A 25,346-nucleotide genomic window follows, 5' to 3' on the forward strand; every position below is an offset into this window, starting at 1 on the left:
GGCCCGGGGCCTGCACCGGGCCCCGGGCCGGAGCGGGCCGTTCGCGCAGGCACGGAGGGTGCCGGAGCCTGTCCGCTGAGCGCGGAAAACCGCTCATCACGGGGTGTATGTGCAGGTAGATGCTGGTAGGAGGGGAGGGGAAATCGTGACCACATCGTTTGCACTCTCCATGGTCGAGTGCTAAAAAGGGACCTGGTTAGCACTCGCCTTCCTTGAGTGCTAACCGGATCGAGGCTGCGAGACCGTGGCTCCCGACAGCAGGGTTGTCGGAGCGCTCCGGTCGTCCGTCGCGGGCGCATGCCTCGTCCCATCGCGTATCAGCCCGGTCACGGGAGGACAAGAATCCAATGGCAGCCAAACTGATCGCGTTCGACGAGGAGGCCCGTCGCGGCCTCGAGCGCGGCATGAACCAGCTCGCGGACGCCGTCAAGGTCACGCTCGGCCCGAAGGGCCGCAACGTCGTTCTGGAGAAGAAGTGGGGCGCCCCCACGATCACCAACGACGGTGTCTCCATCGCCAAGGAGATCGAGCTCGAGGACCCCTGGGAGAAGATCGGGGCCGAGCTGGTCAAGGAGGTCGCCAAGAAGACCGACGACGTCGCGGGTGACGGCACCACCACCGCCACCGTGCTCGCCCAGGCCCTCGTCCGCGAGGGGCTGCGCAACGTCGCCGCCGGCGCCAACCCGATCAGCCTCAAGCGCGGCATCGAGGCCGCCGTCTCTCGCATCAACGAGGAGCTCGGCAACCTCTCCAAGGACATCGAGACCAAGGAGCAGATCGCCTCCACCGCCTCGATCTCCGCCGGCGACACCCAGATCGGCGAGACCATCGCCGAGGCGATGGACAAGGTCGGCAAGGAAGGCGTCATCACCGTCGAGGAGGGGCAGACCTTCGGGCTCGAGCTGGAGCTCGCCGAGGGCATGCGCTTCGACAAGGGCTACATCTCGCCCTACTTCGCCACCGACCTCGAGCGCATGGAGACGGTCCTCGAGGACCCCTACATCCTCATCGTCAACTCCAAGATCTCGAACAACAACGAGTTCCTGCCGGTCGTCGAGAAGGTCCTCCAGGCCGGTCGTCCGCTCGTCGTCATCGCCGAGGACCTGGAGGGCGGCGCCCTCCAGACGCTGATCGTCAACAAGATCCGCGGCACCTTCAAGTCCGTCGCCGTCAAGGCTCCGGGCTTCGGTGACCGCCGCAAGGCCCAGCTCGGCGACATCGCCGTGCTGACCGGCGGCCAGGTCATCACCGAGGAGGTCGGCCTCAAGCTGGAGAACACCGAGCTCGACATGCTCGGCCGTGCCCGCAAGGTCGTCGTCACCAAGGACGAGACCACCATCGTGGACGGCGCCGGTGACGCCACCGCGATCGCCGGTCGCGTGAACGAGATCCGCAACGAGATCGAGCGCACCGACTCCGACTACGACCGCGAGAAGCTCCAGGAGCGTCTCGCCCGCCTGGCCGGCGGCGTGGCCGTCATCAAGGCCGGCGCCGCGACCGAGGTGGAGCTCAAGGAGCGCAAGCACCGCATCGAGGACGCCGTCCGCAACGCCAAGGCCGCGGTCGAGGAGGGCATCCTGCCCGGCGGTGGCGTCGCGCTGCTGCAGGCCAGCGTCCCGGCGTTCGCCAAGCTCGACCTCGAGGGCGACGAGGCGATCGGCGCCGACATCGTGCGTCGCGCCATCGCGGAGCCGCTGAAGCAGATCGCCATCAACGCCGGCCTCGAGGGCGGCGTCGTGGCGGAGAAGGTCCGCAACCTGGAGCCCGGTTTCGGCCTCAACGCCGCCACCGGTGAGTACACCGACCTGTTCAAGGACGGCGTCATCGACCCGACCAAGGTCACCCGCTCCGCCCTGCAGAACGCGGCCTCCATCGCCGGTCTGTTCCTGACCACCGAGGCCGTCATCGCCGAGAAGCCGGAGAAGGCGTCGGCTCCCGCCGGCGACCCGACCGGTGGCATGGGAGGCATGGACTTCTAGGACCTCCTGGAGTTCTGGGGTCCGGTACGCGACCTCGCCCGCGACGACCGGGCGGCCCTTCGGGGCCGCCCGGTTTCGCCGTTCCCGGGGCCGGTGCCGGTGCCTCCGGCTCGAGGGGTGCCGGGCACGGGGACTGTCCTTCGGAGGGGGCCGTGGCTATTCTGCGAAGTATCGGGCGGACGGGGGTACGGAGCGTTACGCTTCCTGTCCGGAGGTGCGAGCGAGATGAGTCTGGCCATGACGGAAGCCGCCCCGGCGGTGGGGTTGTCGCGATGGGACTACGTGCTGCGCACCTGGCGAGAGCTGGATGTGCCCGACGGCTGGCGGGCCGAGATCATCGATGACAACGGAGTCGTGCTCGTGGCCCCCCCTTCCGACCCACACAACTACATCGCGGTCCGGGTGAACCGTGCTCTCGGCAATGTCATCCCGGACGACTGGGATGTGTACCAGACCCTCGGCATCCAGCTTCCGGTCGTCGAGCGGTTGTACGTGCCGGACCTGGTGGTCATGCCCGAGTCCGTCGTCCTCGATCCGTCCGTGAGCCCCTGCCCGGCGGAGGAGGCCGAACTGGTGGTCGAGATCGTGTCCAGGAGCAGCATGGACGTCGACCGCAGGAAGAAGCTGTGGGGCTACGCCCACGCCCCGGTCCCGCTCTACCTGCTGATCGACGCCTGGGACGACATGGGCCCGTCGGTCACCCTCTACGAGCAGCCCGGCAACGGCCGGTACAACCACGCCACGACCGTGGAGTTCGGCGAGAAGATCGGCCTGCCGGAGCCCTTCGGCCTGGAGATCGACACCTCCAGGTTCCCCCGTCCCGACCAGTGGCCGTCCTGAGGGCGACGCCTGAAGCGCTCAGACGGCCCCGTGCCAGGCGCGCCACAGGTCGGCGTACGAGCCCCCGCGGGCCAGCAGCTCGTCGTGGCTGCCCAGCTCGCTGACGCGGCCGTCCTCCACCACGGCGATCCGGTCGGCGTCGTGCGCCGTGTGGAGCCGGTGCGCGATCGCCACCACCGTCCGCCCGGACAGCACACCGGCCAGGGACCTCTCCAGGTGGCGGGCCGAACCCGGGTCCATCAGCGACGTCGCCTCGTCCAGCACCAGCACCTCCGGGTCGGCCAGCACCACCCGGGCCAGCGCGAGCTGCTGCACGTGGGCCGGGTCCAACGTGAGGTCGCCCGACCCCACCCGCGTGTCCAGCCCGTCCGGCAGCGACCGGACCCAGGCGTCGGCGTCCACGGCGGCCAGGGCCTCCCACAGCCGGTCCCGGTCCACCTCGGCGGCGTCCAGGGCCAGCGCCAGGTTCTCGGCCACGGTGCCGCGGAACACGTGGCTCTCCTGGCTCAGCAGGATCGCCCGCTCGCGCCGCAGCTCCGGTGACAGCCCCGCCATGTCCACCCCGCCGACGCGCACGCTCCCGGAGGTCGGCGCGTGCACGCCCGCGATCAGCTTGCCGAGGGTCGACTTGCCCGCGCCGCTCGGCCCGACCACCGCCAGGCGCTCGCCGGGGCGCAGGACCAGGTCCACCCCGTGCAGGACCTCGGTGTCGGTGTAGCCGAACCGCGCGCCGCGCACCTCCACCGTTCCGGGCACGTGGTCCGCGTCCGCCTCGGAGACCCCCGGCCGCTCCTCGGCGAGCCGCACGCCCAGCAGGCGGCGCAGGCTCGTGAAGCCCATCATCAGGCTGTCCACCTGGTCCACCAGCTGTTCCACTGGCCGGGTCATCTGCACGGACAGGAACACGGCCGTGGCGATCTGGCCGACGGTCAGCATGCCGTTCGCGTGCAGGTACCCCGCGACCAGGAACGTGCACGCGGTCGCGAACAGGTAGGCGAACTCCAGCGGCGGGTACCACACGCACCGCAGCCACAGCGTGTACCGCTCTGCCCGGTAGGCGCGGCGGATCTTGGCGTCGGCCCGCGCGGTCTGGCGGAGCTGGCGTCCCAGCGCCTCCAGGGTGTGTGCCCCCTCGACGGTGTCCGTGACGCTCTGCGTCAGGTCGGAGTAGGTCGCCAGCTCCCGGATGTAGCCGTCGGGGGCGCGGCGGGCGTACCAGCGGGTGGACACCCAGATGATCAGCAGGGTCGGCGCCCAGGCCAGGAGCAGCGCGGGGTGCAGCAGGCCGATCGCGGTGACGATGACGGCCACCGTCACCGTGCTCACCGCCATCACCGGCACCGAGTGGCGCACGGTGTGGCTCAGGTGCCCGATGTCGCGGCCCGACCTGGCCACCAGGTCGCCGGTCCCGGCCCTCTCCACCGTTCCGAGCGGCAGGCGCAGGACCGCGCGCACGAACTCCTCGCGCAGCTCGGCCAGCACCCCCTCCCCGAAGCGGATCGACTGCGCCACCGACACGAGCGTGAACCCGGCGTGGAACAGCAGGCCGACGACGATCACCACGGCCAGCAGGTCGATCCGGCCGGGGTCGGCCCCGCCGCGGACCGCGTCGATGACCATGCCGAGCACCCACGGGGCGACGAGCGCGGCCAGCGCCGCCATCCCGTACAGGGCCACGACGGCGAGCAGCCGCCCGCCGTGGTCGCGACCGGCCCGGCGCAGGCGTGTCCAGACCATGGACACGGGCGCCACGGGCAGGGCGGCGGTCTCCGCCGGCATCGGGAGCTCGGGGTCGTCGGTACGGGGGAGGACGTGTTCGGTGGTCCGGGTCATGGCTTCCCACTCGTGGAGACGGTGCGCAGGACGGTGTCGGCGTAGCCGGGGGCGCTCGCGAGCAGGTCCCGGTGGGAGCCCTCGGCTACGACGCGCCCGCCGTCCACGAACAGCACGTGGTCGGTGTGGTCGAGCAGGAGGGGGCTGGTGGTGATCAGGGCGGTGGTGCGCCCCTTCCGCTCGGCGGCCAGCCGTGCGCCGATGGCCGCCTCGGAGTGGGCGTCCACGGCGGAGGCGGGTTCGACCAGGACCAGGATCTCGGGGTCCAGGCCGAACGCCCTCGCCAGCCGGAGCCGCTGCTGCTGGCCGCCGGAGTACTCGCGCCCGCGCTCGGTGAGGAGCGCGTCGAACCCCGCCGGGGACTGCCGTACGACGTCGTCGGCGTACGCGGCCCGGACCACCGCCGCGAGGCGGTCGTCGGACAGCCCCTCGTCCGGGGACAGCTCCTCGCGGAGCCTTCCGGAGAACAGGTGGGCGCTGTTGGACGCGACCAGCACGCGGCGGCGCACGTCGCGCAGCGGCAGGTCGCGCAGGCGCACCTCGCGGCCGGTCGCCGTTTCGACGAGCAGGGTGTCCGCACCGTCCCCCTCGTCCTCGCGGTACCGGCCCAGGCGCTCGGCCAGGGCGGTCGCCCCGGCCGCGTCGGAGCACACCACGCCGGTGGTGCGCCCGGCGGCCACCACGACCCCGCTGGCGGGGTCGCGCAGGTCGCACGGGGCGGCCGGGGGATCGGCGGGGTGCTCGGGGTCGGGGTGGTCGTGCTCCAGGGAGAGCACGCGGACCACGTGGTCCGCCGCCACCCGGGCGGAGATGAACAGGGAGGAGGCGTGCATCAGGTACCGGATCGCCACGGCCAGGTTGCCCGTGTATCCGTAGAACGCGACGAGCTGGCCCACGGTGATGTCCCCGGCCAGGGCCAGGCGGGCGCCGTACCAGACGATGCCCACCAGCAGCAGTCCCGGATACAGCTCGCGGACGGCCTGGAGGGCGGCGTCCATCCACCCCACCCGCACGCCGGCGGCGCGCACGCGCTGGGACTCCTCGCGGTAGCGGTCGCCGACGGTGCGCTCCCCGCCCACGCCCCGCAGGACCCGCAGCCCGGAGACCAGGTCGGTGGCCCGCGTGGTCAGCTCGGCCTGCCTGGTGCGGTGGTGCTCCTGGCGCCGGGAGAACGGGCGCAGCAGCGGCACCATGCCGACTACCATGACCGGCACCGCGACGAGCACGATCAGGCCGAACGTGACGTGCGACGACAGCATGAGGACGCTCACCGCGCCGATCGTCACCACCGACGCGGGGACGAGCGCGGAGTCCTCGTAGAAGTCGCCCACCCGGTCGATGTCGTCCGTGCCGACCGCGACCACCTCGCCGGACGGGAGCCGCCGGGTGAGGGTGGGGCCCAGGGCGACCGACCGCGCGATGACGACCTGCACGGTGCGGTACGCGGACGAGTACCAGTTGAACGCCATCGCCCGGACGCCGACCGGCACCAGTGCCGTGCTCAGCAGGGTCAGGCCGGTGAGGACGCCGAACCAGAGGAGCAGCGACCGCGGGTCGCCCTCCACCACGCCGGAGTCCAGGGTGGCGCCGACCGCCGCGGACATGAGGACGCCGCAGAGCCTGTAGGCGCTGTCCACGCCCCCCGCCCACGCGAGCGGGCGCCACTCCGATCGGGCGAGCCACAGCAGGAAGCGGTTGGCCGAACGGTGGTCGGGAATGCCCGGAGGCTGAGGAAGTACGCGCACAGTTCTCGGACTGTAACCAGAGAACCGGGGCGGGTCCACTCATTTTTCCGGGACGGGCCAGGGGTATCGTGCCTGTTCGGGAGGGGTGTCATCGCCGGGCGCCCGCGCCCGCCGGGGTCACCTGACGGAGCCCTCCGCGTGCAGCAGCTCCACCAGGCGGCGCACCGCCGGGGCGCACCGCTCGCGCTCGGCGAAGCCGATCCACGCCAGTTCCGCGATCTCGTTGTCGGCGGTCGGCTCGCCGTCGTGCTCGGCGGAGTAGCAGGAAAGCCGCACCCGCGTCCCCGGCGCCTTGTCGTAGGCCAGTTCGTCGATGACGGTGACGAGGCGGAAGGTTCCGGGGCGGAGCACCACGCCGACCTCCTCGTCGGTCTCGCGCGCCACGGCCTCCTCGTCGCTCTCGCCGGGCTCGCGCTTGCCGCCCGGGAGGTAGAACCGGTCGACGCCCTCGGTACGGACGCACAGCAGGCGTCCGTCCTTCACATGCACCCAGGCCAGGGCGTCGATCACGGCGGGGGTGCCGGGCTGCGCCGGCGGAGTCGAGGTCATGGGCCCACTGTAGGACGGGGAGGGAACCGCCGAACCCGTGCCCCGGGGGTGACCTGACGCACTAGCATCCAGTCAGCGGCGGACGGCAGCGGGCCCCGGGGCCCGGGAAGGACGGACGGCATGGAGACGCGGACCCGGGGAACGGCCCCGGCGGGGACCGCAGGAGCGATCGCCGGGCCCCTCCTCGCGGAGATCGCCGCAGGCGGCGGGATCCCTCCGCAGTCCGACGCCCACAGGGAGGCCCGCGAACAGGCGTACAACCTGTACAGCGCGGCCGTCGGGGCCTGCCTGAGCCGCGCGGACACCCGGCCCGAACTCAGGGAGCGGGCGGCCGCGCTCCTGGCGGAGGAGGCGCGCCTGCCGTTCCTCTCCCCGGACGAAATCGACGCCGTCAACGCGGAACTGCCCGCCGTGCTCGCCGCGCTGCGCGCCGAGCCCGTGCCGGTCCCCGACGGGGCCACGCCCCGGGACCCCGGACGCGTCATGGACGACGCGGACCTGGGCGCGCTGTTCGACCTGGCCCTGCGCGACCGCCTCACGGGTGGCGCGCGGGAGCACCCTCGGCTGCTGCTCCTCGGCGGCCAGCCGGGGGCGGGCAAGTCCACCCTGCAACGCCTGCTCCTGCCCGCTCTGCCGGAGGGCACCGTCAGCTACGACGGCGACGACCTGCTGAGGCTCGCGCCCGACTACGAGTGGGCGATGGCCGCCGACGACGCGGTTGCCTCGGACTCCCTCGCACGCCAGGTCGCCGGTCTGCACGGGCTCGCCCTGGAGCACGTGCGGTCGGGGCGGTCGGACGTCGTGTGCAGCCACCCCCTCGGCCGCGCCGACTGGGCGGCCTCCTGGGTGGAGGGGTTCCGCGAGGCCGGGTACCGGGTCGAGGTGGCGTTCGTGGCCACCCACTCCTCCAACAGCCGCTTCGCGCTCGCCGACCGTCTCGCGCGGGCCCGCGCCCACCAGGGTTTCGGCCGGGTCATGTCGGAGGCGCACCACGACCGCTTCTACCTGGGCGTGCCCAACACGGTGGAGTTCCTGGAGACCCACCGGCTCGCGGACTCCCTCTACGTGCTCTCCCGGGACGGCGACGTGCTCTACGCGAACCATCTGAGGGACGGCGACTGGCGCACCGAGCCCTTCGGACGCATCGCCCTGGAGGCCGAGCGCGGCCGGCGCGACCTCTGGCGCGACGCAGAGGGGTGAACGCGCGCAAGCCCTCGCCCGGCCGAGGGAGGGCTTGCGCGCGTGCGGCTACTCCTCGCGCCGGGCGGTGCCGAGCAGCGCCCGCCATTCGGAGGACGGGAAGGAGAGATGGCCGAGTTCCCTGTTCTGGGTGTCGCGGACCAGGCTCGCGCCGTGCACGTCTGCGACCTCGACGCAGTTCTGGTCGCGGGCACCGGAGTAGCTGCTCTTACGGAAGGCGACCTCTACGCAGTTGTTGCGGTCGCTGTAGCTGGACTTGTGGAAGGCAACGTCCACGAGCTTCTGCGGGGTGGCTTCGTTGGAACCGGACCTGAGGGGCGGGAGTTCGCTCATCTCCGGGATGTACCCGCTGACGTGGTGGTGTCGGTGGCCAGATGCGGTCAGGGACCGGCGAGCTGGGGCCCGTCGCGGGGGAGTGGGCTCTGGCTGGATAGCTGGGTTGGCTTCGTTGGTGTGAGGCTCAGTGGTGACCCACTTCGAGTCCTACCGAGCTTCGGAGCATGGGGGGTAGAGTTGCAGCGTTCTGGTACACGAAGAGGCCCCGGTTTGGTCACCGGGGCCTCTCGTCGTCTACAGCTACTTCTGGAGCAAAGTGCTCAGGAAGGCCTGCCACTCCTGGCCGCCGAAAGCGATGTGCCCGAGTCCACGATTCTGGGTGTCCCGGACAGCGGCGCCGTCGGGTAGGTCAGCGATCTCCACGCACTCGTTCGCGGTTGCGCTGTAGGACGACTTGCGGAAGGTCATCTGGTCGTTCTGGTTCTGGTACACGTTGGCTTCCTACTCGTACTTCTTGATGATCTGACCCATACGGTCAGCGCTCGCATCTGGGTGAAGGGCCATCACCCGGATTTCGTCCCAGGCACCCCGATACACCTGGACCTCGTCATCATCCTCGAGGTAGAGGCCGTCGGTACGTGTCTCGATATAGGCGATGGAGGGGTCCAGCGGATTCGTGAAGTCCAGGATGGTGAAGCTTCCCGCGATTCCAGGGTGCAGTCCCACTTCAAGCGGGAGCAGCTGGATTTTGATGTGGTCCGCTGTCTCGATGAGGTGCATGAGCTTGGCGATCTGGTCGCGCATAACCTGTCTGTCGCCAGCCGGGCGCAGCAGAACACTCTCATCCAGCACACACCACACCTTCGGCGGCTCATCCTGGTCGAGAATCTCTTGGCGAACGAGTCGAGCCTGGACGACGCGATCGATGATCTCCGGCGACCGAGAGCGGCCGCTCCGTGTCGATGCCGCAGCATACTCCTGGGTCTGAAGTAGACCCGGTATCACCATGGTCTGATACGTGCTCACAGCGGACGCCTCTGCCTCGAACCCCACGTAGGCATCGGTGAATACATCGCCGTAGCGGGTCCACCAGCCCTTTTCGCGGGACTGCCGGGCGAGCAGGACCAGCCCCTCGGTGACGTCTGGTGGTGCCTGGTAGAGGGTGGCAAGAGCCCGGATGATCACCGGGTCTGGCCGCTTCCACTTGTTCAGCTCCATGTTAGTGAGCCTCCCGCGCGACCAGCCGAGCTTGTCTCCCACCTGCTCGGCAGTGAGGCGGGAGGCCTCGCGCAAACGTCTCAATTCGGCTGAGAGACGGCGGCGCCTGATCGTGGGGCTGTAGCGATCCGTCACAGCGCGCGCTCCTCGGCTCTTCCTGCGGGTTCGTCGGTCTGTCCCGATGGTAGATCACCCCTTTCGCGAAACTTTTGAAGGCAGCATCTCATCAATCCAAAGCTTTGTATTGAAAATTTGGATGCGGGGCGTCACTATGGGTGCACCAGAACTCACGCGGCCTGACCAGCCGCAGACCCAGGAGGCTGCCCTGTGCGCTACCTGAACCCCTCGGTGCTCGTCGCCGTCCGCCACCTCGCGTCCGAGGCGATGAGGGCCCGTCGGCCCCGGCGCGCGGCCCGCGTCAGGCACTACGTCCCCGAGCCGTCCGCCTTCCGCGTTCCCGTCGCCGTTCCGGCGTTGGACGTCCTCGGTGCGGTGCTCGACGGCCTCCGCCGACTGGAGGTCCTGGCATGACCCGGGTGTGCGACCTTCGCGAGCTTCCGACCATGGCGGCGCTCACCGCGTGGGCCACCGCCCACGGGGCGGCCGTCACCTACCTGGGCCCCGACCTCCAGGGCCATGCGGTCTACGCGGCCCGCCGGGGACCCGTGACCCGGGTGGTGACCGTCCCCGGACCGGACCCCCATCCGCACCCGCTGACCTGGCAGTCTCCACTGGAGACCCTTCCCGCCGACGCGTCTCCGGGGGCCGCAGGGGCAGCCGTCCGCGTTCCCGCAGCCCGATCCGGCGACCCCGACCCGTCCGGTGACCTTTGCGTCCCGGCCAGGGGCCTTCGCGCGGTGTGGGCGGCGGCGATCCGCGCCGTCCCCCTCCTCTGAGACCGGGCGCGCCCCGACCGGGGGCCGGGGCGCGCCCTCCACACCTCCCCCGAGGAGCACGGCGTGGACGGCAGGACCAGGTGCGAGAAGACCACCAGCGGCCAGCACGACTACATCGCGGACCCGGCCGATCCGCGGTACCCCGACATCCGGACCATGCGGTGCCGCCACTGCGGCGACAGCGTCACCGTCACCCGAGGGTGACCGACCAGAGAGCAGGTCAGCATGACCACAGCCACAATGACCATCACAGGTACGACCACAGCGACGATTTGCAGCGGCACGGGGAAGGTGCGCTGATGAGGAACACTCCTGATAGGGACCACCTCCCCCTCGCCCGGTCCCTGGCCGACCGGCTCCGCGCGGGCGGCGCCCCGGAGCACATCGCGTCGCTGTTCCTCCGGGTGCCCCGGCACGAGTTCCTGCCCGACGTGGTGTGGGGCGAGGACCGCACCCGCTACGACCGCGCAGAGGACCCCGACGCCTGGCTCCGCGCGGCCTACACCGACCAGGCGCTCACCACCCAGCGCGACGGGGGCCGGGAGGGCGGCATGGGCCTGCCCACCTCCTCCAGTTCCGCGCCGACGATCATGGCGCGCATGCTCGCCGCCGCCCGGATCGAACCCGCCCACTCGGTCCTGGAGATCGGTACGGGGACAGGGTTCAACGCCGCGCTGCTGTGCGAACTGGTCGGGGACGAGCGCGTGGCCACGATGGAGATCGACCCGGCCGTCTCCGCCTCGGCCCGGTCGGCGCTGCACGCCGCCGGGTACGCGCCGGAGGCCGTGCACGCCGACGCGGAGCACGCCCGCCTGTCCGGCGCTCCGGCGTTCCACCGGGTCGTCGCCACGTGCCAGGTGGCGGACGTCCCGTCCGGCTGGCTCGCCCAGCTCCACCCGCGCGGTCTGCTCGTCACCCCGTGGGCGCCCACCCCGGGCGCGCCGTCCGGCGCGCTCGCGGTCCTGGAGAAGCGCGGCGGGGGGCTTCCGGCCGAGGGCCGCTTCGAGGGGAGCCTCGCGTTCATGTGGGCGCGCGGCCAGACCAGGCCCGGTGGACGGATCCCGGACGCGGTCCCCGACCGCACCACCCGGGCGGAGGGGGACCCCCGCTACCTCCTCGACGGCGAGGGCGGCCTCCTCCTGGCGCTGCTCGTGCCCGACTGGGCGCACGGCATGGGCCGGGAGCCGGGCGCGTCCGACCTGTTCATGTGGGTGGTGTCCACCCGCTGCGGGGCGTGGGCGCGGCTGCACCCGGACGGGCGGGTGGAACAGGGCGGAGGGCCCCGGCGCCTGGTGGACGAGTTCGAGGAGGCGCTCACCCGGTGGCGCGAGCAGGGGGAGCCGGGCGTCGCGGAGTTCGGACTGACGGTGGACGACGCGAGGGGGAGCCGGTCCGTGTGGCTGCGCGAGCCGGAGGCCGTCCTGTGGACCGCACACCGCCCCGGGGAGCCCCGGTGACCGCGACCGAGTTCGAGGAACTGCTCACCCCCGCCGAGGTGGCGCGGCTGTTCCGGGTGGACCCCAAGACCGTCGCCAAGTGGGCCAGGACCGGACGCCTTACCTCGGTCAAGACCCTGGGCGGCCACCGGCGCTACCGCGAGAGCGAGGTCAGGCGACTGCTCGGATACCGGTGAACCCCCGTGCCCGGCCCCTACCGGGGCCGGGCACGCCGCCGCGTCCCTACCCGCCGGTCAGCCCGGCCATGGCCTGCCGGTCCTCCTCGCCGAACCTCTCCTCCAGCTCCTCCGGGGCGGCGTCCACGTCGATCCGCGACAGCGGCACCCCGCGCGCGGACTCGATCGCGCCGAGCCGCCGCAGCGCCCGGTCGCCGGCGTACCTCAGCAGCTCGCCCGGCGGCAGCTCGTAGCGCCGGGACCCCGGAGTCCCCGGGAACTCCTCGCCCCGCTCCACCGTGGACATCACGTGCGGCAGCAGCTCGTCCAGCCGCTCCCGCACCGCGTCCCAGTTGGTGTCGTCGGCCGCGACGTGCCTGCGGCACGTGAAGGTGCCCCACGCCATGTGGCGGCGCTCGTCGTCCCCGATCCGCCGCACGATCTCCCGCATCCCCGGGAACAGGTTCCGGACGGTGCACACGTGGTTCCAGGCGTAGTAGCCCGTGAGCGCGAGCGAGCCCTCGATGACGTGGTTGTAGGTCACCGACGCCCGCACCTGGTTGCGCGGGCCGGGGTCCTCCAGGAGCGCCTCCAGCGAACCGGGCAGTTCCTCGTAGAACAGCGCCCGGTAGCCGGGGTTGTCGTCCACGTACCCGTGCAGGTCCTCGTGCACCCCGAGGGCGTCCAGCCACAGCCGGAACGCCTGCACGTGCTTGGCCTCCTCGAAGGCGAACTGGGTCAGGTACATCTCGTCGCCGAGCCGGCCCTCCGCCGCCATCGCGCGCAGGAACGGCTGGAGGTCCTCGGTCACGGCCTCCTCGCCCGCCACGAAGAACGCGCACAGCCTGAGGATGCGCTCGCGGGCCTCACCGCCGAGCCCCTGCCAGTCCTCCGCGTCCCGGGAGAGGTCGATGTCCGCCGGGTTCCAGAAGCGGGCGTTGCCCTTGGCGAACAGCCGAAGGGGCAGGGAGTCCCAGTTCAGGCCGCCGTTCCGGAGGGTGTGGAACCCCGTCCGGTGTCCGGAGGGGGCGGGGGTCGGCGTTCCGGTGGCGGGGGCGGGCTCGTCGGGCACGGGAGGACCTCCTGGGGGGTGGACTGCCCTCATGATTGGACACGGAAGGCTCCCGTGTAAAGGGGCTGAGCGGCATCCGTGCGGCGATAACCGAATTCGGTTCGGTCGGAAGGGCACCTCGCCTTCCCGTACGGCACGCCGCCTCTCCGAGCGGCGACCCGGTCGGCATCACGGCGAGCCGCCCCCCGCCGAAACGGTACGGTCGGGGAGTACCGCCCGCACTGAACGATCCGATCGGGGGACGACGTGTTCTGTGGTGATCCCGGCACCGCCGGTTACGCCGCCTGCGCCGCCCAGACCCAGCTCTTCGCGTTGGCCTCCGCCATCCCCGCACTCCTCGGGATGGCACTCCTCATCACGGCCTTCACCGCCCCGTCCGTCCGCGGGGACCGGATCCTGCGCACCCGCACCCTCAGCTACTCCCTGGTGGCGTGGGGCATCGCGGCGGGCACCTACGTCATGGGCGGGCTGCCCTCCGTCTGACGGCCCCGGGCCCCGGCCCTGCGCCCGGAGAGGGCGCGCCCTGCTCCGCCTCCGCCGTTGCGCCCGGAGAGGGCGCGCCCTGCTCCCGTCCCCGGAGGGGACGCACCGGGCCCGGCGTCCCCACCCCGCCCCACTCGCCCCCGCCCCCCTCTGCCGTGATCTTGTACTTATAGCGAGGTTCGGCGTCGAGAACGTCTATAAGTACAAGATCATCGGGGGGTAGGTCGGGGGGTAGGTCGGGGGGTAGGTCGGGGGGTAGGTCGGGGGGTGGGTAGGTGTGCGGCCCGCTCCCGTCGGCCTGTGCGGCCACCACTCTATACTCGTCGTGTATACGCGGCGTGTATAGTCACCGACATGACTCTCGGCCAGACATTCCTGGGGCTGCTCGAAACCCGCTCCCAGCACGGATACGACCTCAAACGGGCCTACGACGAGCGCTTCGCCGGCCAACGGCCGCTCGCCTACGGGCAGGTGTACGCCACCCTCTCCCGCCTGCTCAAGCACGGGCTGGTGGAGGTGGAGGCGGTCGAAGCCGGCGCGGGCCCCGAGCGCAAGCGCTACACCGTGACCGACTCCGGGGTCACCGACGTCGAACGGTGGCTCGCCACACCGGAGAGCCCCGAGCCCTACCTCCAGAGCACCCTGTACACCAAGGTCGTACTCGCCCTGCTCACCGGCCGTCCGGCCGACGGGATCCTCGACGTCCAGCGCGCCGAGCACCTGCGCCTGATGCGCGAGCTCACCCGCCGCAAGACCGCCGGGGACCTGTCCGACCAGCTCATCTGCGACCACGCCCTGTTCCACCTGGAAGCCGACCTGCGGTGGCTGGAACTGACCGCCGCCCGGCTGAACGACCTCGCCGACGAGGTGCGCGGCCGATGAGACGACCCGCCCCCCGCGCCCTCCCCGACCGCCTCCCCGAGGCCCCCGGCACCCCCCTGCTCACCGGCTCCGGCCTGCGCAAGTCCTTCGGCCTCACCCAGGCACTGGAGGACGCCTCCCTCGACCTGTACCCCGGCGAGGTCGTCGCCGTCATGGGCCCCTCCGGCTCGGGGAAGTCCACCCTCCTGCACTGCCTCGCCGGCGTGGTGCGGCCGGACGCCGGGACCATCGAGTACGACGGACAGGACCTGGTCGCCGCCTCGGACACCCGGCTCAGCGCGCTGCGCCGCTCGGAGTTCGGCTTCCTGTTCCAGTTCGGCCAGCTCGTCCCCGAACTGTCCTGCCTGGAGAACGTCGCGCTCCCCCTGCGGCTCGGCGGGCGGCCCCGCCGCCGGGCGGAGCACGCCGCCGCCGAGTGGCTGGACCGGCTGGACGTGGGCGAACTCGCGCACAAGACCCCCGGCGAGTGCTCGGGCGGCCAGGGCCAGAGGGTCGCGGTCGCCCGCGCCCTCATCACCCGCCCCCGGGTGGTGTTCGCCGACGAGCCCACGGGCGCACTCGACTCCCTGAACGGGGAACGGGTGATTCGCATGCTCACCGAGGCGGCTCGGGAGTCCGGGGCCGCCGTGGTCGTGGTGACGCACGAGGCCCGGGTGGCCGCCTACGCCGACCGCGAGGTCGTCTGCCGGGACGGCCGCACCCTCGACACCGGAGGTCCGGGATGAGCCCGCGAGACCGAGCCCCCGCCGGAACCGGCCCGGAACGCGACCGCCCGTCCCCCCTCGGCGAACTCCTGCTGGGCGCGCAGCTCGCCCTGCGCGGAGGCCGTGAGGTCGTCCTCCGGAGCGTCCTCACGGCGATCGGGGTCGGCGTGGCCACCGCCGGGCTGCTCCTGGCCGCCGGCCTGCCGACCGCCCTGGACCACCTGGCCGAGCGGAACGCGGCCCGCATGGACCACCAGGTGGCCCCCCACCCGGTGCCCCCGTCGGGCGACGACACCCTGCTGATCGGCATCGCCACCACCCTCCACGCGGGGCAGGAGGTCCACGGGCGGCTCCTCCGGGCCGAGGGGTCCGACCCCCCGCTCCCGCCCGGCGTGACCGAGATCCCCGGGCCGGGCGAGCTCCTCCTCTCCCCCGCGCTGGCCGACCTGCTCGACGCCCCGGGCACAGAGGCCCTCCGGAGCCGGTTCGACCACCCCGTCGTCGGGGAGATCGGCCCCGAAGGGCTCCTGGGACCGCACGAACTGGCCTACTACCTCGGCAGCGCGGACCTGGCCGTGGAGAACGCCGGCATCCGGATCACCGGGTTCGGCGGGGAGCCCGGCCCCGTCGTGCGGGGGCCGGTCGTCGTGCTCCTCGGCCTGGTGGGCGTGGTCGTCATGCTCACCCCCGTCGTGGTCTTCCTCGGCGCGGCGGTGCGCTTCGGCGGTGAACAGCGTGAGCGCCGTCTGGCCGCGCTACGGCTCATGGGGGCCGATCGCCGCGCCGTCCGGCGCGTCGCGGCCGGCGAGACCCTTCCCGGTGTCGGGCTCGGCCTGGTGCTCGGGGCGGTGCTCTTCCTCGCCGGGCGTCCGATCGTGGAGACGGTGGGGGTGGGGCCCGGCCTCTACGCCGGGGACGTGGCACCGCACCCCGTGCTCGGCGCGCTGGTGTTCGCCGGGGTCCCGCTGCTCGCCCTGTGGGTGGTGCTCGCCTCCCTGCGCGGGGTCGTGGTCGAACCGCTCGGCACCGTGCGCCGCGCCGAACGGCCGCGCCCCAGGGTGTGGTGGCGTCTGCTGCTCCTGGTGCTCGGCGTGGTCCTGATCTGGCTGAGCATGGACCTCCGGACGGCCGGGCGCCTGGGCCTGCCCGGGGGCGGGGGGCTGCCGATGACGGCGATCGGGCTCCTGGCCGCGCTGTTCGGCACGACCGCCGTGCTGCCCTGGCTGGTGGACCGGCTGTTCCGACGCGCCTCGGGCGGCCCCCTCGCGCTCCAGCTCGCCCAGCGCCGGCTGGCGGCGGCGGGCGGCGGGCCCACCCGGGCGGTCAGCGGCATCGTGGTGACCGTCGCGGGGGCCATCGCGCTGCAGAGCCTGTTCGCGAACGCCTGGGCCGATGCGTCGGTGACGCTCGCGGACACCGCCCAGGAGGCGTACGCGGAGAACGAGTTCGGTCCGTCCCGGTTCCAGGTCCAGGCGGAGCTGTGGATGCCCCCCGCCGACGACGACCCCGCCGGGACCGTGGCGCGGGTGCCCGGTGTGGAGGCGGCGGCGGCCTTCCGTACGGTGTGGGGCACCACCGGCGACGGCACCGACGTCCCGGTCCACATCGCCGACTGCGACGTCCTGCGGCAGATGGCCGACCTGCCCGCCTGTTCCCCCGGGGACGTCTTCAGCGCGCTGCCCGGGTTGGGAGCCGGCGACACCCTCATGGTCCGCCCGAGGGAGGACGCGACGGAGAGCCCCTGGGTGCTGCCCCCGGTCTCCGGTTTCGAGGGGGCGCTGGTCGAACACCCCTGGAGCGCCACGGGGCACACAGCGCGGGACGTCGTCCTCGCGACCCCGGAGGCCGCCGCGGCGCCCGCGGAGATCGCCGCCCGGAGCACGGTCTGGATCAGGGCCGACCCGGCCGTTTCCGGAATGGAGGAGGGGCTCAGGCACACCGTCGGGTCCCTGGACCCGACCTCGCGCCTGACCGTCCCGATCACCACCGTGGTCAACCCGGCCATGGCCGACATCCGTGACGCGCTCGTGGCCGGAGCCCTGGCCTGCCTGACGGTGATCGCCGCCGGGCTGGTGGTGGGCACGGTCGAGCAGGTCCGGGAGCGCCGGCGGGTCCACGCGGTGCTCACCGCGTTCGGCACCCGGCGGAGCACTCTGGTGGCCTCGGTGGTGTGGCAGACCACGCTGCCCGTGCTCCTGGGCATCGTGCTGGCCACGGCGGTCGGGACAGCCCTCGGGGTCATGGTCCAGAGGGTGGCCGGGCTCCCCGTGCGCTTCATCCCGGTGGAGACCCTCGTCATCGCAGGCGCCGGCGTGGGCGTGGCGGCCCTGACCACCCTGCTCGCGGTGCCCGCGCTGCTGCGGACCATGCGCCCGGAGGGCCTGCGCTCGGAGTGAGCGGGTCCCGGTCGGGCACAGCGGGTCCCCGGTGACGGGGACCGGGGACCCGCCGCCCGGGCCCGCCCCTAGATCTCCTCGCCGGACAGCAGGTCCGACGCGTCGGTGATCCGGTACGCGTACCCCTGCTCGGCGAGGAAGCGCTGCCGGTGCGCGGCGTAGTCCTGGTCGAGGGTGTCCCTGGCGACCACCGCGTAGAAGCGCGCGGCGCGGCCGTCGGTCTTGGGCCGCAGGACCCGGCCCAGGCGCTGGGCCTCCTCCTGGCGGGACCCGAAGGAGCCGGACACCTGCACCGCCACGCCCGCCTCGGGCAGGTCGATGGAGAAGTTCGCGACCTTGGAGACCACCAGCGTGCGCAGCTCGCCGGAGCGGAAGGCGTCGAACAGCCTCTCGCGCTCCTTGTTCCTGGTCTCGCCCTTGATCACGGGGGCGTCCAGGGAGGCGCCCAGCTCGTCCAGCTGGTCGATGTAGGAGCCGATGACCAGCACCTGCTCCTCGGGGTGGCGCTCCACGATCTGCCGCACCACCGAGGTCTTCGTCTCGGAGGAGGCGCAGAACCGGTAGCGGTCCTCGGGCTCGGCGGTCGCGTAGGCCAGGCGCTCGGACTCCGACAGGTCCACCCGGACCTCCACGCAGTCCGCGGGGGCGATCCACCCCTGGTTCTCCATGTCCTTCCACGGGGCGTCGTAGCGCTTGGGGCCGATGAGCGAGAACACGTCGCCCTCCCGGCCGTCCTCCCGCACCAGCGTCGCGGTGAGCCCCAGGCGGCGCCGGGCCTGGAGGCTCGCCGTCATCCGGAAGATCGGCGCCGGCAGCAGGTGGACCTCGTCGTAGACCACGAGCCCCCAGTCGCGGGCGTCGAACAGCTCCAGGTGCGTGTACACGCCCTTGCGCCTGGCGGCCATCACCTGGTAGGTCGCGATCGTGACCGGCCGGATCTCCTTGCGCGTCCCCGAGTACTCGCCGATCTCGTCCTCGGTGAGGGAGGTGCGCCGCAGCAGCTCCGTCTTCCACTGGTGGACCGACACGGTGTTCGTCACGAGGATGAGGGTGGTCGCCCCGGTGAGCGCCATCGCCGCCGCGCCCACGATGGTCTTGCCCGCGCCGCACGGCAGCACGACGACGCCGGAGCCGCCCGCGTGGAAGCTCTCCGCGGCCTCCTTCTGGTAGCCGCGCAGCTCCCAGCCGTCCTGGTCCAGGTCGATGGCGTGGGCCTCGCCGTCCACGTACCCGGCCAGGTCCTCGGCGGGCCAGCCGATCTTCAGCAGCGCCTGCTTGAGGTTGCCGCGCTCGCTGGGGTGCACGGCCACCGAGTCCTCGCCCAGCCGCTCGCCGAGCATGCCCTTGAGCTTCTTGGCCCGGACGACCTCCTCCAGGACGGCCCTGTCCGAGGACTCCAGGACCAGCCCGCGCACGGGGTCACCGACGATGCGCAGGCGCCCGTAGCGCTGCATGGTCTCGGCGATGTCCACCAGCAGGGAGTGCGGCACCGGGAACCTGGAGAAGCGGATCAGCGCGTCCACGACCTGCTCGGCGTCGTGTCCGGCGGCGCGCGAGTTCCACAGCGCCAGCGGAGTGATCCGGTAGGTGTGCACGTGCTCGGGTGCGCGCTCCAGTTCGGCGAAGGGCGCGATGGCTCGGCGGCACTCGCCGGCGAGCTCGTGGTCGACCTCGAGCAGGAGCGTCTTGTCGGACTGGACGATCAGGCAGGACACACGGACCTTCAATCTCGCGGGGCGGGGGCGGCCTCAGGTGCAACGCGTCCGGGCCCCTGATCATGCCCTGCCGCCGAAATGCCCGCCCGGCCCCGTTCCCGGCCGCCGGAACGGCGTCCTCCAGGGTCCGCGCGCCCGCGTCCGCCGCTGTTCGGGTGGCGTGGAGTCCCGGGCCGGGCCCCGGGTCCGCGTGGCCGTGTCCGCCGCACCGGCGCGGCCCGCGCGGCGCGGTCGGTCAGGTCTCGGAGGTGGCGATGGCGAAGCCGATCAGGCACGCGAGGACGGCCATGATCGCCAGGATCACCCCGTTGGAGATCCAGGCGTAGCGGAGGTGCCGCCGCGCCTTCTCCCGGTCGATCTTCTCCGTGAGGGAGAGCGCCGAGAACACGAGGCCGATGACGCCCAGGAACCCGCAGCAGGTCACCACGAGGAGGATCGACACCACCAGGGCGGCGATGGCGCTCGTCTGGCTGGGCGGGGCCTCCTGGTACGGGGCGGCGTACGGCTCCATGCCGTGGGCGTGTCCGGCGGCGGGGCCGCCGTAGCCGTCCGGGGGCGGCGGGTACCCCGCTGGGTCGCCGTAGCCGCCGGGCGGCTGCGGATAGGGGCTGCCGTAGGGGTCGCCCTGCGGGTGGGGCTGCCCGGCGTAGGGGTCGCCGTAGGGGTCGTTGGGACCGGACTGCCAGTTCTCGCTCAAGGTCGTGACCTCCGGGAGGTGTCGGTGTACGGGGGAGCCGTCGGGGACGGCGGGGAGGGGGAGGGCGGCGCTCGGGGCCGGTCCGCCGCCGGGGGCCGGGAACCGGTTCGCGCGGCCGGTCCGCCGGTACCTGCGGGCCCGGTCAGACGCTGAGGATCACCACCGCCAGGAGCATGAGCGGGATGAAGAACACCACCGACAGCGCGGCGTAGGCGAAATTGCACGCCCACGCGTACCGGAGGTGGCGCTCGACCTCGGCCGCGTCCGGGTAGCGCCTGACCGCCATGACCCCGAAGCCGATGCCGGGCAGGTTCGCCACGAGGAGGAAGAACCACATGCCCAGGTACAGGCCCAGGACGGGCACCACCAGGCTGAGCAGCGCCGTCACCAGGGCCGCGACCGCTCCCCCCAGCCGGGCCGGGGGGCCCGTGGGGCCGGCTCCGGGGCCGGCCCCGGGACGGGGGCCGGGGCGGTGGCCGAACGGCCCGCCGGACGCCGGACGCGAAGGGCCCGCCGGCCCCGGGGGCCGCACCGAGCCGAGCGTGGAGCCCTGCTCGCGCTCCCAGAAGGCCTTGGGTCCGCCCTGGCCGCTCATCACCGCTCGTCCGCCTCCCGTCGGCCGCGGGGGCCGTCGTCGCCGAGCCGCCCTCGCGGCCGTCCCATACTGCCGCATACCCAGCCCGCCGCGCGCGGACCCGGCGCCCGGCGGCACGGTTCGTCAAACACCGGTCAGTAGTTGGTCACCGGGACGATCCCCTGGATCCACGAGCCCGCCTGGGTGAACATCACGAACGTCAGCACCAGCATCACGAAGAACATCACCCCGGCGGCGCCCAGGCAGTACCAGGAGTAGCGGGTGAGCGTCTCCGCCTGGACGGGGCGGCCCCGGTCGCGCGCGTGGGCGGCGCGCACCGCGAACACGATCCCGGCGACCCCGAACAGCCAGTTCGCGCAGCACAGGAACGTGAGCGCGTGCAGGATCAGGGCCATCGTCGAACTGTTGGCCCCGCCGGGGAGCGGCGTCCGGGACCCCTCGCGGTCGTCGTCGCGCCCGTCCCACTCCTCCCGCCCGTCCGGTTCGTCGGCGCGGGGGCGGTCCCGGGCGGCGCGGTCGTCCGGACCGCCGCCGCGACGGGGGTCCCGGCGCCCCGCCCCGCGGCTCCGCCCACGGCCGCCGTCGCGGCCGCCGTCGCGGTCGTCGTCGCGTCCGTGGTCGCGGGGGGACGATGCCCCGGGGGGCAGCGATGTGTCGCTCATGGGGGTGTCTCTCGCTGTCGGTGGGCGGACCGGCTCGCACCCACACTAGAGGGCGTGCCCGGCGGGCACCCACCCCGCTGCGCGACGCCCCGGCACGCCCCTCGCGGTGTTCTCATCGGTCGACAGGAATCCACCCTGACTCCCTCTTCGGCCTCGCGGGGAAAGCACCGGATACGCCGCTCGCGACGGGCGGCACCCACCGGACACCCTAGTGCGGCCCCGCCGCCCCTCGCCGGTCGCCGCCGGGGACGCCGTTCCCGCCGCCGGGCTCCGGCCCGTCCAGCTCGGCGACGGCGTTCACCCGGTGCACGGCGAACCGGTGCACGGACGCGCGCGTGGCGTCGTAGGCGGTGAGGAAGCCCCCGTCCACGCTTGAGGGCTCCACGATCCGGCTCACCTGCCGTCCGTCCGTGTCCGTGTAGCCGATCCACACCCGGCGGCCGTCCTTCGCCGCCCGGGTGAGCGCCTCCAGCACCGCCGCGTTCCTCGACCCGGGAGGCCCGTCCTCCGGAAGGGGGATCGGCGTGCGCGCCGCGTTGGACGCCTCGTCCCCGGCCCGCACGGCCCGCACGGCGGCGCGCGCCATGTCCCGGAACGACCCCCCGGGCGGCGGCGGGAGGTCCGCCGGGTCGGACCGCCGCGCCTCGGGACGGCTCAGCCGCATGGTCCCGTCGCCGCTCTCGGGCACCGGGTGGTAGCCGAGCTGGCGCAGCCGCTCCAGGAGCGCGGCCCGGTTGGAGCGGCTCGCCACCACGGTGGGGGCCAGCCGGAACAGTCCCAGGTCCTGGGCCCGGCGGTCCCCGAGCAGCTCCTCCAGCAGGGCGGGCTCGTCGCAGCGCAGGTAACCGGAGGCCGAACCGGCCCGCAGCCGCCCGTGCCGGCGCCCCACGTCCGACACCAGGTAGCGCAGCGCCTGCGGAAGGGGGGTGCGCGAGTGGCGTTCGAGCAGGGCGGTGATGTCGGCGACGCCCTGCCCCGCGTCCAGGGCGCGGCGCACGGACTCCTCCGTGAAGCGGTACACGGTGGCGCCGCCGGTGGACTCCACGTCCGCGACCAGCGCGAGGTCGCGGGCGAGACCGGTGACGAGGGGGCCGGGGGCCACCGCCGTCAGGTCGCCCTGCACCAGCACGTAGTCCAGCGGCTTCGGCATCTCCGCCGCGAGGACCCTCGCTGCGTCGTCGTCCTCCCCCTCCAGCAGGGGGCGGGTGTGCCCGGCCAGCGCGCCGCGCCCGGTCAGCCCGAGCGCGGCGGCCTCCGCGGCGGCGATCTCCACCAGTTCGGCGTAGACCGGCGACTGGCGGCGCGGGCGGCGCCACGACAGGCGCGAGGCCAGCGACCCGGGCAGCGGGGCGAACCCGGGCGGGGCGGTGGCCATCTCGCCCAGCAGGTCGCGGCGGGCCTGGGGGGCCGCGGGCCGGACCAGCCCGGACCCGAGCACGTTGCGCACCCGGCCGCCGGAGTCGCGCGACCCGTTGAGGGAGGCGACCCGGTCGGAGTCCAGCCAGGCGGAGGCGAGCCGCAGCCAGCGGCGCTCGGGCGGGGTCTCCCGCCACAGGTCGTAGGCGCGGGTGGGCAGCCACTCGCCCTCGACGCGGTCGTCGGCGCCGAGCAGCCCGGCGGCGTGGGCGACCTCCACGAACAGGGCGGCGGTGGTCTCGTCGGTGTCCATCGCCTGGGCCGCGCGGCGGAGGTCGCGTACCCCCAGGCCGCCGTTGCGGAGCACCGCGGCCGGCTCCTGCGACCAGCGTTCGAGCAGTTCCTCGATCGCCCGCAGCACCGTGAACGCCTGCCCGGCGGCGGCCCGGGTGACGGCCTCGCCGGGGTTCGGGGTGCCCTCGAACGGCGGCGGCGCGGTGGTGACCTCGCGGAACAGCAGCCCCGAGCGGAGGGCGAGGGCGGCCTCGCGCGGCAGGGTGAGGGTGTCGTCCCCGCTGGGGAGGAGCAGCGCCCGGGCGATCAGCGTCTCGACCGGGGAGGAGGCGACCGCGAGGGTGACCTCGCGGCGGGCGTCGGAGACGGTCCCGTTGGGGGGACCCCACGCCATGCCGTCGAGCAGCCTGCGCGCCTGCGGGCCGACCTGCCCGATGAGCCCCAGGACGCGCCCGGGGTCGGCCAGGAGCGTCGCGACCGTCTCGACGGGCGTGTGCGCGGTGCTGTCGGGGACCAGGTCGCGGGCGAGCCGCGCGGCGGCGCCGTGCGGAAGGCCGGCGAGGAGCACGCGCGCCGGAGGTCCGAGCTGTGCCGGGTGGGGGATCAGGTCGCGCAGCACCTGGACGGGGCGGAGCCTGCCCCTGTCGGGCCAGACCAGGGCCAGTTCGAGCAGGGTGTCCAGGGCGTCGGCGAGGGGGTCCCCGGCGGGGCCGTCCTCCGCCGCGCCCCCCTGGGACCCGGAGGCCCCTCCGCCGTCCGCCGCGCCGGGGAGGGGGAGCGTGCCCAGCGCCCCGGCCAGGTCCACGGTCTGGACGCCCACCGGTTCGGACAGCCGGTCGTCGCCGAGCGCGATGACGGCCTCCAGCACCTGGAGGGTGAACCGGTCCAGGCGTTCGAGGACCCTCAGGACCGCGTTGCGGCTGGTCGCGCGGGCCGCGAGCGCGCCGATGTCGGACGGGACCGGCTGTGCCAGGTCGGGCCGGGCGGACAGCAGGGCGGCGAGCTCCCCGTCCGACCGGCTGCGCAACCAGGAGGTGAAGGTGGGGGGACGTCCCGGGGCGGGGGCCGCGGGGCTCCCCCCGCCGGGCACGTGCTCGTCGGGTGCTGCGTTCTCGGTCATCGGGTCCACGCTAAGCGATGCCGGGTCCCGTGTTCGCGTGAGTCCCGGCGGTTCCCCCTTGTCACCACCCGTCACCGAGGGTGAGTCCGTATCCGAAGACGATTCGGTGACCGAAATTGGGAAGGGGGGTTAAATGCCAGGTCGTTGTCGGCCAATATTGGAGTCATGACCCAGCGCTCGGAACAACTGGTACTGGACTATCTGTCCGAGGTCGGCCTGGTCCTGCACGGTCGCATGTCGGCGAGGGAGCGCACCGCCTTCCTCGCGGAGCTCCGCTCGCGGATCGACGCGCGCCGCGCGGCGGCGGAGGGCGACGGCCCCGAGGCCGTGCGGGGAATCCTCCGGGGCCTCGGCAGCCCGGAGGACCTGGTGGAACGCGAGATCGCCGGACGCGACCTCGACATCGAGGACACGGAGCTGATCCCGCCCAGGCCGCGTCACGCCGACCGGCCGCCGCCGCCGTGGCGGGGCGGCCCCAGCCGCGGGCTGATGTCCCTCGTGGAGGGCCCGCGCCAGACGGACATCCACGTCACCGGCCGCCGCGCGGACCGCGCGGAACGCGCCGCCCGCAACGCCGGGAGCCGGAGCGGTCCGCCCGGCGTCGTGGCGCTGGTGCGCCGGCACCCCGCGGAGGCGGCCGCCCTGGGCCTGATGCTGCTCACGGTGCCGTGGTCCCTGAACCTCGCCTACCTGTGGGTGCTCGGCGCCGTGCTCGTCGTGCTCAGCCAGGTGTGGAGCGCGGTGGACAAGTGGGTCGGCGTCGGCCTGCCCCTGGCGGCCTGCCTCGTCGGGATGGCCCTGTGGTCGGGGGAGGCCGAGTTCGTCGACCAGTACGTCCAGGAGTCCCTGGCCGCCACGGGCGTCGTCGGCCTCGCCGTGGGCTCCCTGGTGGGCGTCGTGTACCTGTACCCGAGGGCGCGCCGCTCCGCCGGCGCGGAGGAGCGCCGGGCCCGGGAATGACGCCCCGGCCGCCGAGGGCTTTCGCCCCCGTCGCCCCTTCCCGCGTTCTCCGGAGCGGGACGGGAACGCGGTCGCGCCGTTCCGGCTGGTCATTGCTTGGCAAACGCTGGGGAATAACCTTTTACGGTCCGCCCGTTACTACGAGTCCTGGACCACGGATTCGGGTAGGCATGTCACTACACCGCCGTTTTCGCTTCGCGGCGGTCGTATCGGTAACGGTGGCCCGACGGCCAGTTCGGGCGCCACTTCGGTCGAGGCGGCC

Annotated in this window: 25 protein-coding genes; 13 read left to right on the plus strand and 12 right to left on the minus strand. The window is 73.2% G+C overall.

From position 1 onward, the window contains the following. Nucleotides 1-347 precede the first annotated feature (347 nt). Together groL and ACWGL3_RS12580 are read left to right on the plus strand one after the other, a co-directional pair. Nucleotides 348-1,979 carry a chaperonin GroEL gene (gene groL / locus ACWGL3_RS12575; protein ID WP_267947923.1) on the plus strand — a complete coding sequence of 544 codons (1,632 nt, stop codon included), beginning with the start codon at nt 348-350 and terminating at the stop codon, nt 1,977-1,979. 225 nt (nt 1,980-2,204) lie between these two features. Next, the gene (locus ACWGL3_RS12580; protein ID WP_267947924.1) at nt 2,205-2,819 is read left to right on the plus strand and encodes a Uma2 family endonuclease; all 615 of its coding nucleotides are present in this window, start codon (nt 2,205-2,207) and stop codon (nt 2,817-2,819) included. Between the two features lie 18 nt (nt 2,820-2,837). Here ACWGL3_RS12580 and ACWGL3_RS12585 read toward each other — a convergent pair whose 3' ends face one another. From ACWGL3_RS12585 to ACWGL3_RS12595, 3 genes are all read right to left on the minus strand, one after another. Continuing rightward, nucleotides 2,838-4,652, minus strand: coding sequence for an ABC transporter ATP-binding protein (locus tag ACWGL3_RS12585; protein WP_431061477.1), 1,815 nt, complete (start codon nt 4,650-4,652; stop codon nt 2,838-2,840). Continuing rightward, nucleotides 4,649-6,397, minus strand: a complete 1,749-nt coding sequence (locus ACWGL3_RS12590; RefSeq protein ID WP_267947925.1) for an ABC transporter ATP-binding protein — start codon at nt 6,395-6,397, stop codon at nt 4,649-4,651. Before ACWGL3_RS12590 ends, ACWGL3_RS12585 begins: the two co-directional genes overlap by 4 nt. A gap of 117 nt (nt 6,398-6,514) precedes the next feature. Then, a complete protein-coding gene (locus ACWGL3_RS12595; RefSeq protein ID WP_267947926.1) occupies nt 6,515-6,946 on the minus strand; it encodes an NUDIX hydrolase in 432 nt (143 codons plus the stop codon). Nucleotides 6,947-7,066: 120 nt separating this feature from the next. Between ACWGL3_RS12595 and ACWGL3_RS12600 the strand changes: the two genes are divergently transcribed. Then, entirely contained in the window at nt 7,067-8,146 is a 1,080-nt protein-coding gene (locus ACWGL3_RS12600) for a zeta toxin family protein (RefSeq protein ID WP_267947927.1), read from the plus strand. Between the two features lie 48 nt (nt 8,147-8,194). On the opposite strand, the gene ACWGL3_RS12605 is transcribed toward ACWGL3_RS12600, so the two are convergent. From ACWGL3_RS12605 to ACWGL3_RS12615, 3 genes are all read right to left on the minus strand, one after another. After that, nucleotides 8,195-8,479: a DUF397 domain-containing protein gene (locus tag ACWGL3_RS12605; protein WP_267947928.1), complete on the minus strand. Its 285-nt coding sequence runs from the start codon at nt 8,477-8,479 to the stop codon at nt 8,195-8,197. A gap of 243 nt (nt 8,480-8,722) precedes the next feature. Continuing rightward, complete coding sequence (locus ACWGL3_RS12610; RefSeq protein WP_267950229.1) at nt 8,723-8,890, minus strand: DUF397 domain-containing protein; 168 nt, start codon at nt 8,888-8,890, stop codon at nt 8,723-8,725. 33 nt (nt 8,891-8,923) lie between these two features. Beyond that, entirely contained in the window at nt 8,924-9,775 is an 852-nt protein-coding gene (locus ACWGL3_RS12615) for a helix-turn-helix domain-containing protein (RefSeq protein WP_267947929.1), read from the minus strand. Between the two features lie 192 nt (nt 9,776-9,967). Between ACWGL3_RS12615 and ACWGL3_RS12620 the strand changes: the two genes are divergently transcribed. The 5 genes from ACWGL3_RS12620 to ACWGL3_RS12640 all read left to right on the plus strand — a co-directional run bounded on the left by ACWGL3_RS12620 (nt 9,968) and on the right by ACWGL3_RS12640 (nt 12,169). Then, nucleotides 9,968-10,171 (plus strand): hypothetical protein, encoded by a 204-nt coding sequence (locus ACWGL3_RS12620; RefSeq protein ID WP_452461288.1) that lies wholly within the window; start codon nt 9,968-9,970, stop codon nt 10,169-10,171. After that, nucleotides 10,168-10,536: a hypothetical protein gene (locus tag ACWGL3_RS12625; RefSeq protein WP_267947931.1), complete on the plus strand. Its 369-nt coding sequence runs from the start codon at nt 10,168-10,170 to the stop codon at nt 10,534-10,536. Before ACWGL3_RS12620 ends, ACWGL3_RS12625 begins: the two co-directional genes overlap by 4 nt. A 63-nt stretch (nt 10,537-10,599) precedes the next feature. Next, a complete protein-coding gene (locus ACWGL3_RS12630) occupies nt 10,600-10,740 on the plus strand; it encodes a hypothetical protein (RefSeq protein WP_267947932.1) in 141 nt (46 codons plus the stop codon). A 95-nt stretch (nt 10,741-10,835) separates the two neighbouring features. Continuing rightward, nucleotides 10,836-11,993, plus strand: a complete 1,158-nt coding sequence (locus tag ACWGL3_RS12635) for a methyltransferase domain-containing protein (RefSeq protein WP_267947933.1) — start codon at nt 10,836-10,838, stop codon at nt 11,991-11,993. Next, nucleotides 11,990-12,169, plus strand: coding sequence for a BldC family transcriptional regulator (locus ACWGL3_RS12640; RefSeq protein ID WP_267947934.1), 180 nt, complete (start codon nt 11,990-11,992; stop codon nt 12,167-12,169). Before ACWGL3_RS12635 ends, ACWGL3_RS12640 begins: the two co-directional genes overlap by 4 nt. A gap of 46 nt (nt 12,170-12,215) precedes the next feature. Here the strand turns inward: ACWGL3_RS12640 and ACWGL3_RS12645 are convergent, their stop codons facing one another. Beyond that, on the minus strand, nt 12,216-13,220 hold the full coding sequence (locus ACWGL3_RS12645) for a R2-like ligand-binding oxidase (protein WP_267947935.1): 1,005 nt from the start codon (nt 13,218-13,220) through the stop codon (nt 12,216-12,218). 246 nt (nt 13,221-13,466) lie between these two features. Between ACWGL3_RS12645 and ACWGL3_RS12650 the strand changes: the two genes are divergently transcribed. From ACWGL3_RS12650 to ACWGL3_RS12665, 4 genes are all read left to right on the plus strand, one after another. Beyond that, on the plus strand, nt 13,467-13,703 hold the full coding sequence (locus tag ACWGL3_RS12650) for a hypothetical protein (RefSeq protein WP_267947936.1): 237 nt from the start codon (nt 13,467-13,469) through the stop codon (nt 13,701-13,703). Between the two features lie 354 nt (nt 13,704-14,057). Then, entirely contained in the window at nt 14,058-14,585 is a 528-nt protein-coding gene (locus ACWGL3_RS12655; RefSeq protein WP_267947937.1) for a PadR family transcriptional regulator, read from the plus strand. Continuing rightward, nucleotides 14,582-15,310: an ABC transporter ATP-binding protein gene (locus tag ACWGL3_RS12660; RefSeq protein WP_352986860.1), complete on the plus strand. Its 729-nt coding sequence runs from the start codon at nt 14,582-14,584 to the stop codon at nt 15,308-15,310. The genes ACWGL3_RS12655 and ACWGL3_RS12660 overlap by 4 nt, the downstream gene beginning before the upstream one ends. Continuing rightward, a complete protein-coding gene (locus tag ACWGL3_RS12665) occupies nt 15,307-17,685 on the plus strand; it encodes an FtsX-like permease family protein (RefSeq protein WP_452461289.1) in 2,379 nt (792 codons plus the stop codon). Before ACWGL3_RS12660 ends, ACWGL3_RS12665 begins: the two co-directional genes overlap by 4 nt. A 68-nt stretch (nt 17,686-17,753) precedes the next feature. Here ACWGL3_RS12665 and ACWGL3_RS12670 read toward each other — a convergent pair whose 3' ends face one another. The 5 genes from ACWGL3_RS12670 to ACWGL3_RS12690 form a co-directional block, all read right to left on the minus strand. Then, nucleotides 17,754-19,400 (minus strand): DNA repair helicase XPB, encoded by a 1,647-nt coding sequence (locus ACWGL3_RS12670; RefSeq protein WP_267947940.1) that lies wholly within the window; start codon nt 19,398-19,400, stop codon nt 17,754-17,756. 235 nt (nt 19,401-19,635) lie between these two features. After that, nucleotides 19,636-20,097 (minus strand): hypothetical protein, encoded by a 462-nt coding sequence (locus ACWGL3_RS12675; RefSeq protein WP_267947941.1) that lies wholly within the window; start codon nt 20,095-20,097, stop codon nt 19,636-19,638. A 142-nt stretch (nt 20,098-20,239) separates the two neighbouring features. Further along, on the minus strand, nt 20,240-20,692 hold the full coding sequence (locus ACWGL3_RS12680; RefSeq protein WP_346660233.1) for a hypothetical protein: 453 nt from the start codon (nt 20,690-20,692) through the stop codon (nt 20,240-20,242). Nucleotides 20,693-20,826: 134 nt separating this feature from the next. Then, entirely contained in the window at nt 20,827-21,354 is a 528-nt protein-coding gene (locus ACWGL3_RS12685) for a hypothetical protein (RefSeq protein WP_452461290.1), read from the minus strand. A 208-nt stretch (nt 21,355-21,562) separates the two neighbouring features. Continuing rightward, entirely contained in the window at nt 21,563-24,124 is a 2,562-nt protein-coding gene (locus ACWGL3_RS12690) for a helicase-associated domain-containing protein (protein ID WP_452461291.1), read from the minus strand. Nucleotides 24,125-24,289: 165 nt separating this feature from the next. Here ACWGL3_RS12690 and ACWGL3_RS12695 point away from each other — a divergent pair, with 165 nt between their 5' ends. Continuing rightward, on the plus strand, nt 24,290-25,084 hold the full coding sequence (locus tag ACWGL3_RS12695; RefSeq protein ID WP_267947944.1) for an HAAS signaling domain-containing protein: 795 nt from the start codon (nt 24,290-24,292) through the stop codon (nt 25,082-25,084). The last annotated feature ends 262 nt before the right edge of the window (nt 25,085-25,346 follow it).

The sequence above is a fragment of the Nocardiopsis sp. NPDC055824 genome (genome assembly GCF_053616335.1).

Bases quoted from the DNA above. Each gene is read 5' to 3' on its own strand.
- groL (WP_267947923.1), top strand. From the start codon at position 348: ATGGCAGCCAAACTGATCGCGTTCGACGAGGAGGCCCGTCGCGGCCTC.
- ACWGL3_RS12580 (WP_267947924.1), top strand. From the start codon at position 2,205: ATGAGTCTGGCCATGACGGAAGCCGCCCCGGCGGTGGGGTTGTCGCGA.
- ACWGL3_RS12585 (WP_431061477.1), bottom strand. From the start codon at position 4,652: ATGACCCGGACCACCGAACACGTCCTCCCCCGTACCGACGACCCCGAG.
- ACWGL3_RS12595 (WP_267947926.1), bottom strand. From the start codon at position 6,946: ATGACCTCGACTCCGCCGGCGCAGCCCGGCACCCCCGCCGTGATCGAC.
- ACWGL3_RS12600 (WP_267947927.1), top strand. From the start codon at position 7,067: ATGGAGACGCGGACCCGGGGAACGGCCCCGGCGGGGACCGCAGGAGCG.
- ACWGL3_RS12605 (WP_267947928.1), bottom strand. From the start codon at position 8,479: ATGAGCGAACTCCCGCCCCTCAGGTCCGGTTCCAACGAAGCCACCCCG.
- ACWGL3_RS12610 (WP_267950229.1), bottom strand. From the start codon at position 8,890: ATGACCTTCCGCAAGTCGTCCTACAGCGCAACCGCGAACGAGTGCGTG.
- ACWGL3_RS12625 (WP_267947931.1), top strand. From the start codon at position 10,168: ATGACCCGGGTGTGCGACCTTCGCGAGCTTCCGACCATGGCGGCGCTC.
- ACWGL3_RS12635 (WP_267947933.1), top strand. From the start codon at position 10,836: ATGAGGAACACTCCTGATAGGGACCACCTCCCCCTCGCCCGGTCCCTG.
- ACWGL3_RS12655 (WP_267947937.1), top strand. From the start codon at position 14,058: ATGACTCTCGGCCAGACATTCCTGGGGCTGCTCGAAACCCGCTCCCAG.
- ACWGL3_RS12660 (WP_352986860.1), top strand. From the start codon at position 14,582: ATGAGACGACCCGCCCCCCGCGCCCTCCCCGACCGCCTCCCCGAGGCC.
- ACWGL3_RS12665 (WP_452461289.1), top strand. From the start codon at position 15,307: ATGAGCCCGCGAGACCGAGCCCCCGCCGGAACCGGCCCGGAACGCGAC.
- ACWGL3_RS12680 (WP_346660233.1), bottom strand. From the start codon at position 20,692: ATGAGCGGCCAGGGCGGACCCAAGGCCTTCTGGGAGCGCGAGCAGGGC.
- ACWGL3_RS12685 (WP_452461290.1), bottom strand. From the start codon at position 21,354: ATGAGCGACACATCGCTGCCCCCCGGGGCATCGTCCCCCCGCGACCAC.
- ACWGL3_RS12690 (WP_452461291.1), bottom strand. From the start codon at position 24,124: ATGACCGAGAACGCAGCACCCGACGAGCACGTGCCCGGCGGGGGGAGC.
- ACWGL3_RS12695 (WP_267947944.1), top strand. From the start codon at position 24,290: ATGACCCAGCGCTCGGAACAACTGGTACTGGACTATCTGTCCGAGGTC.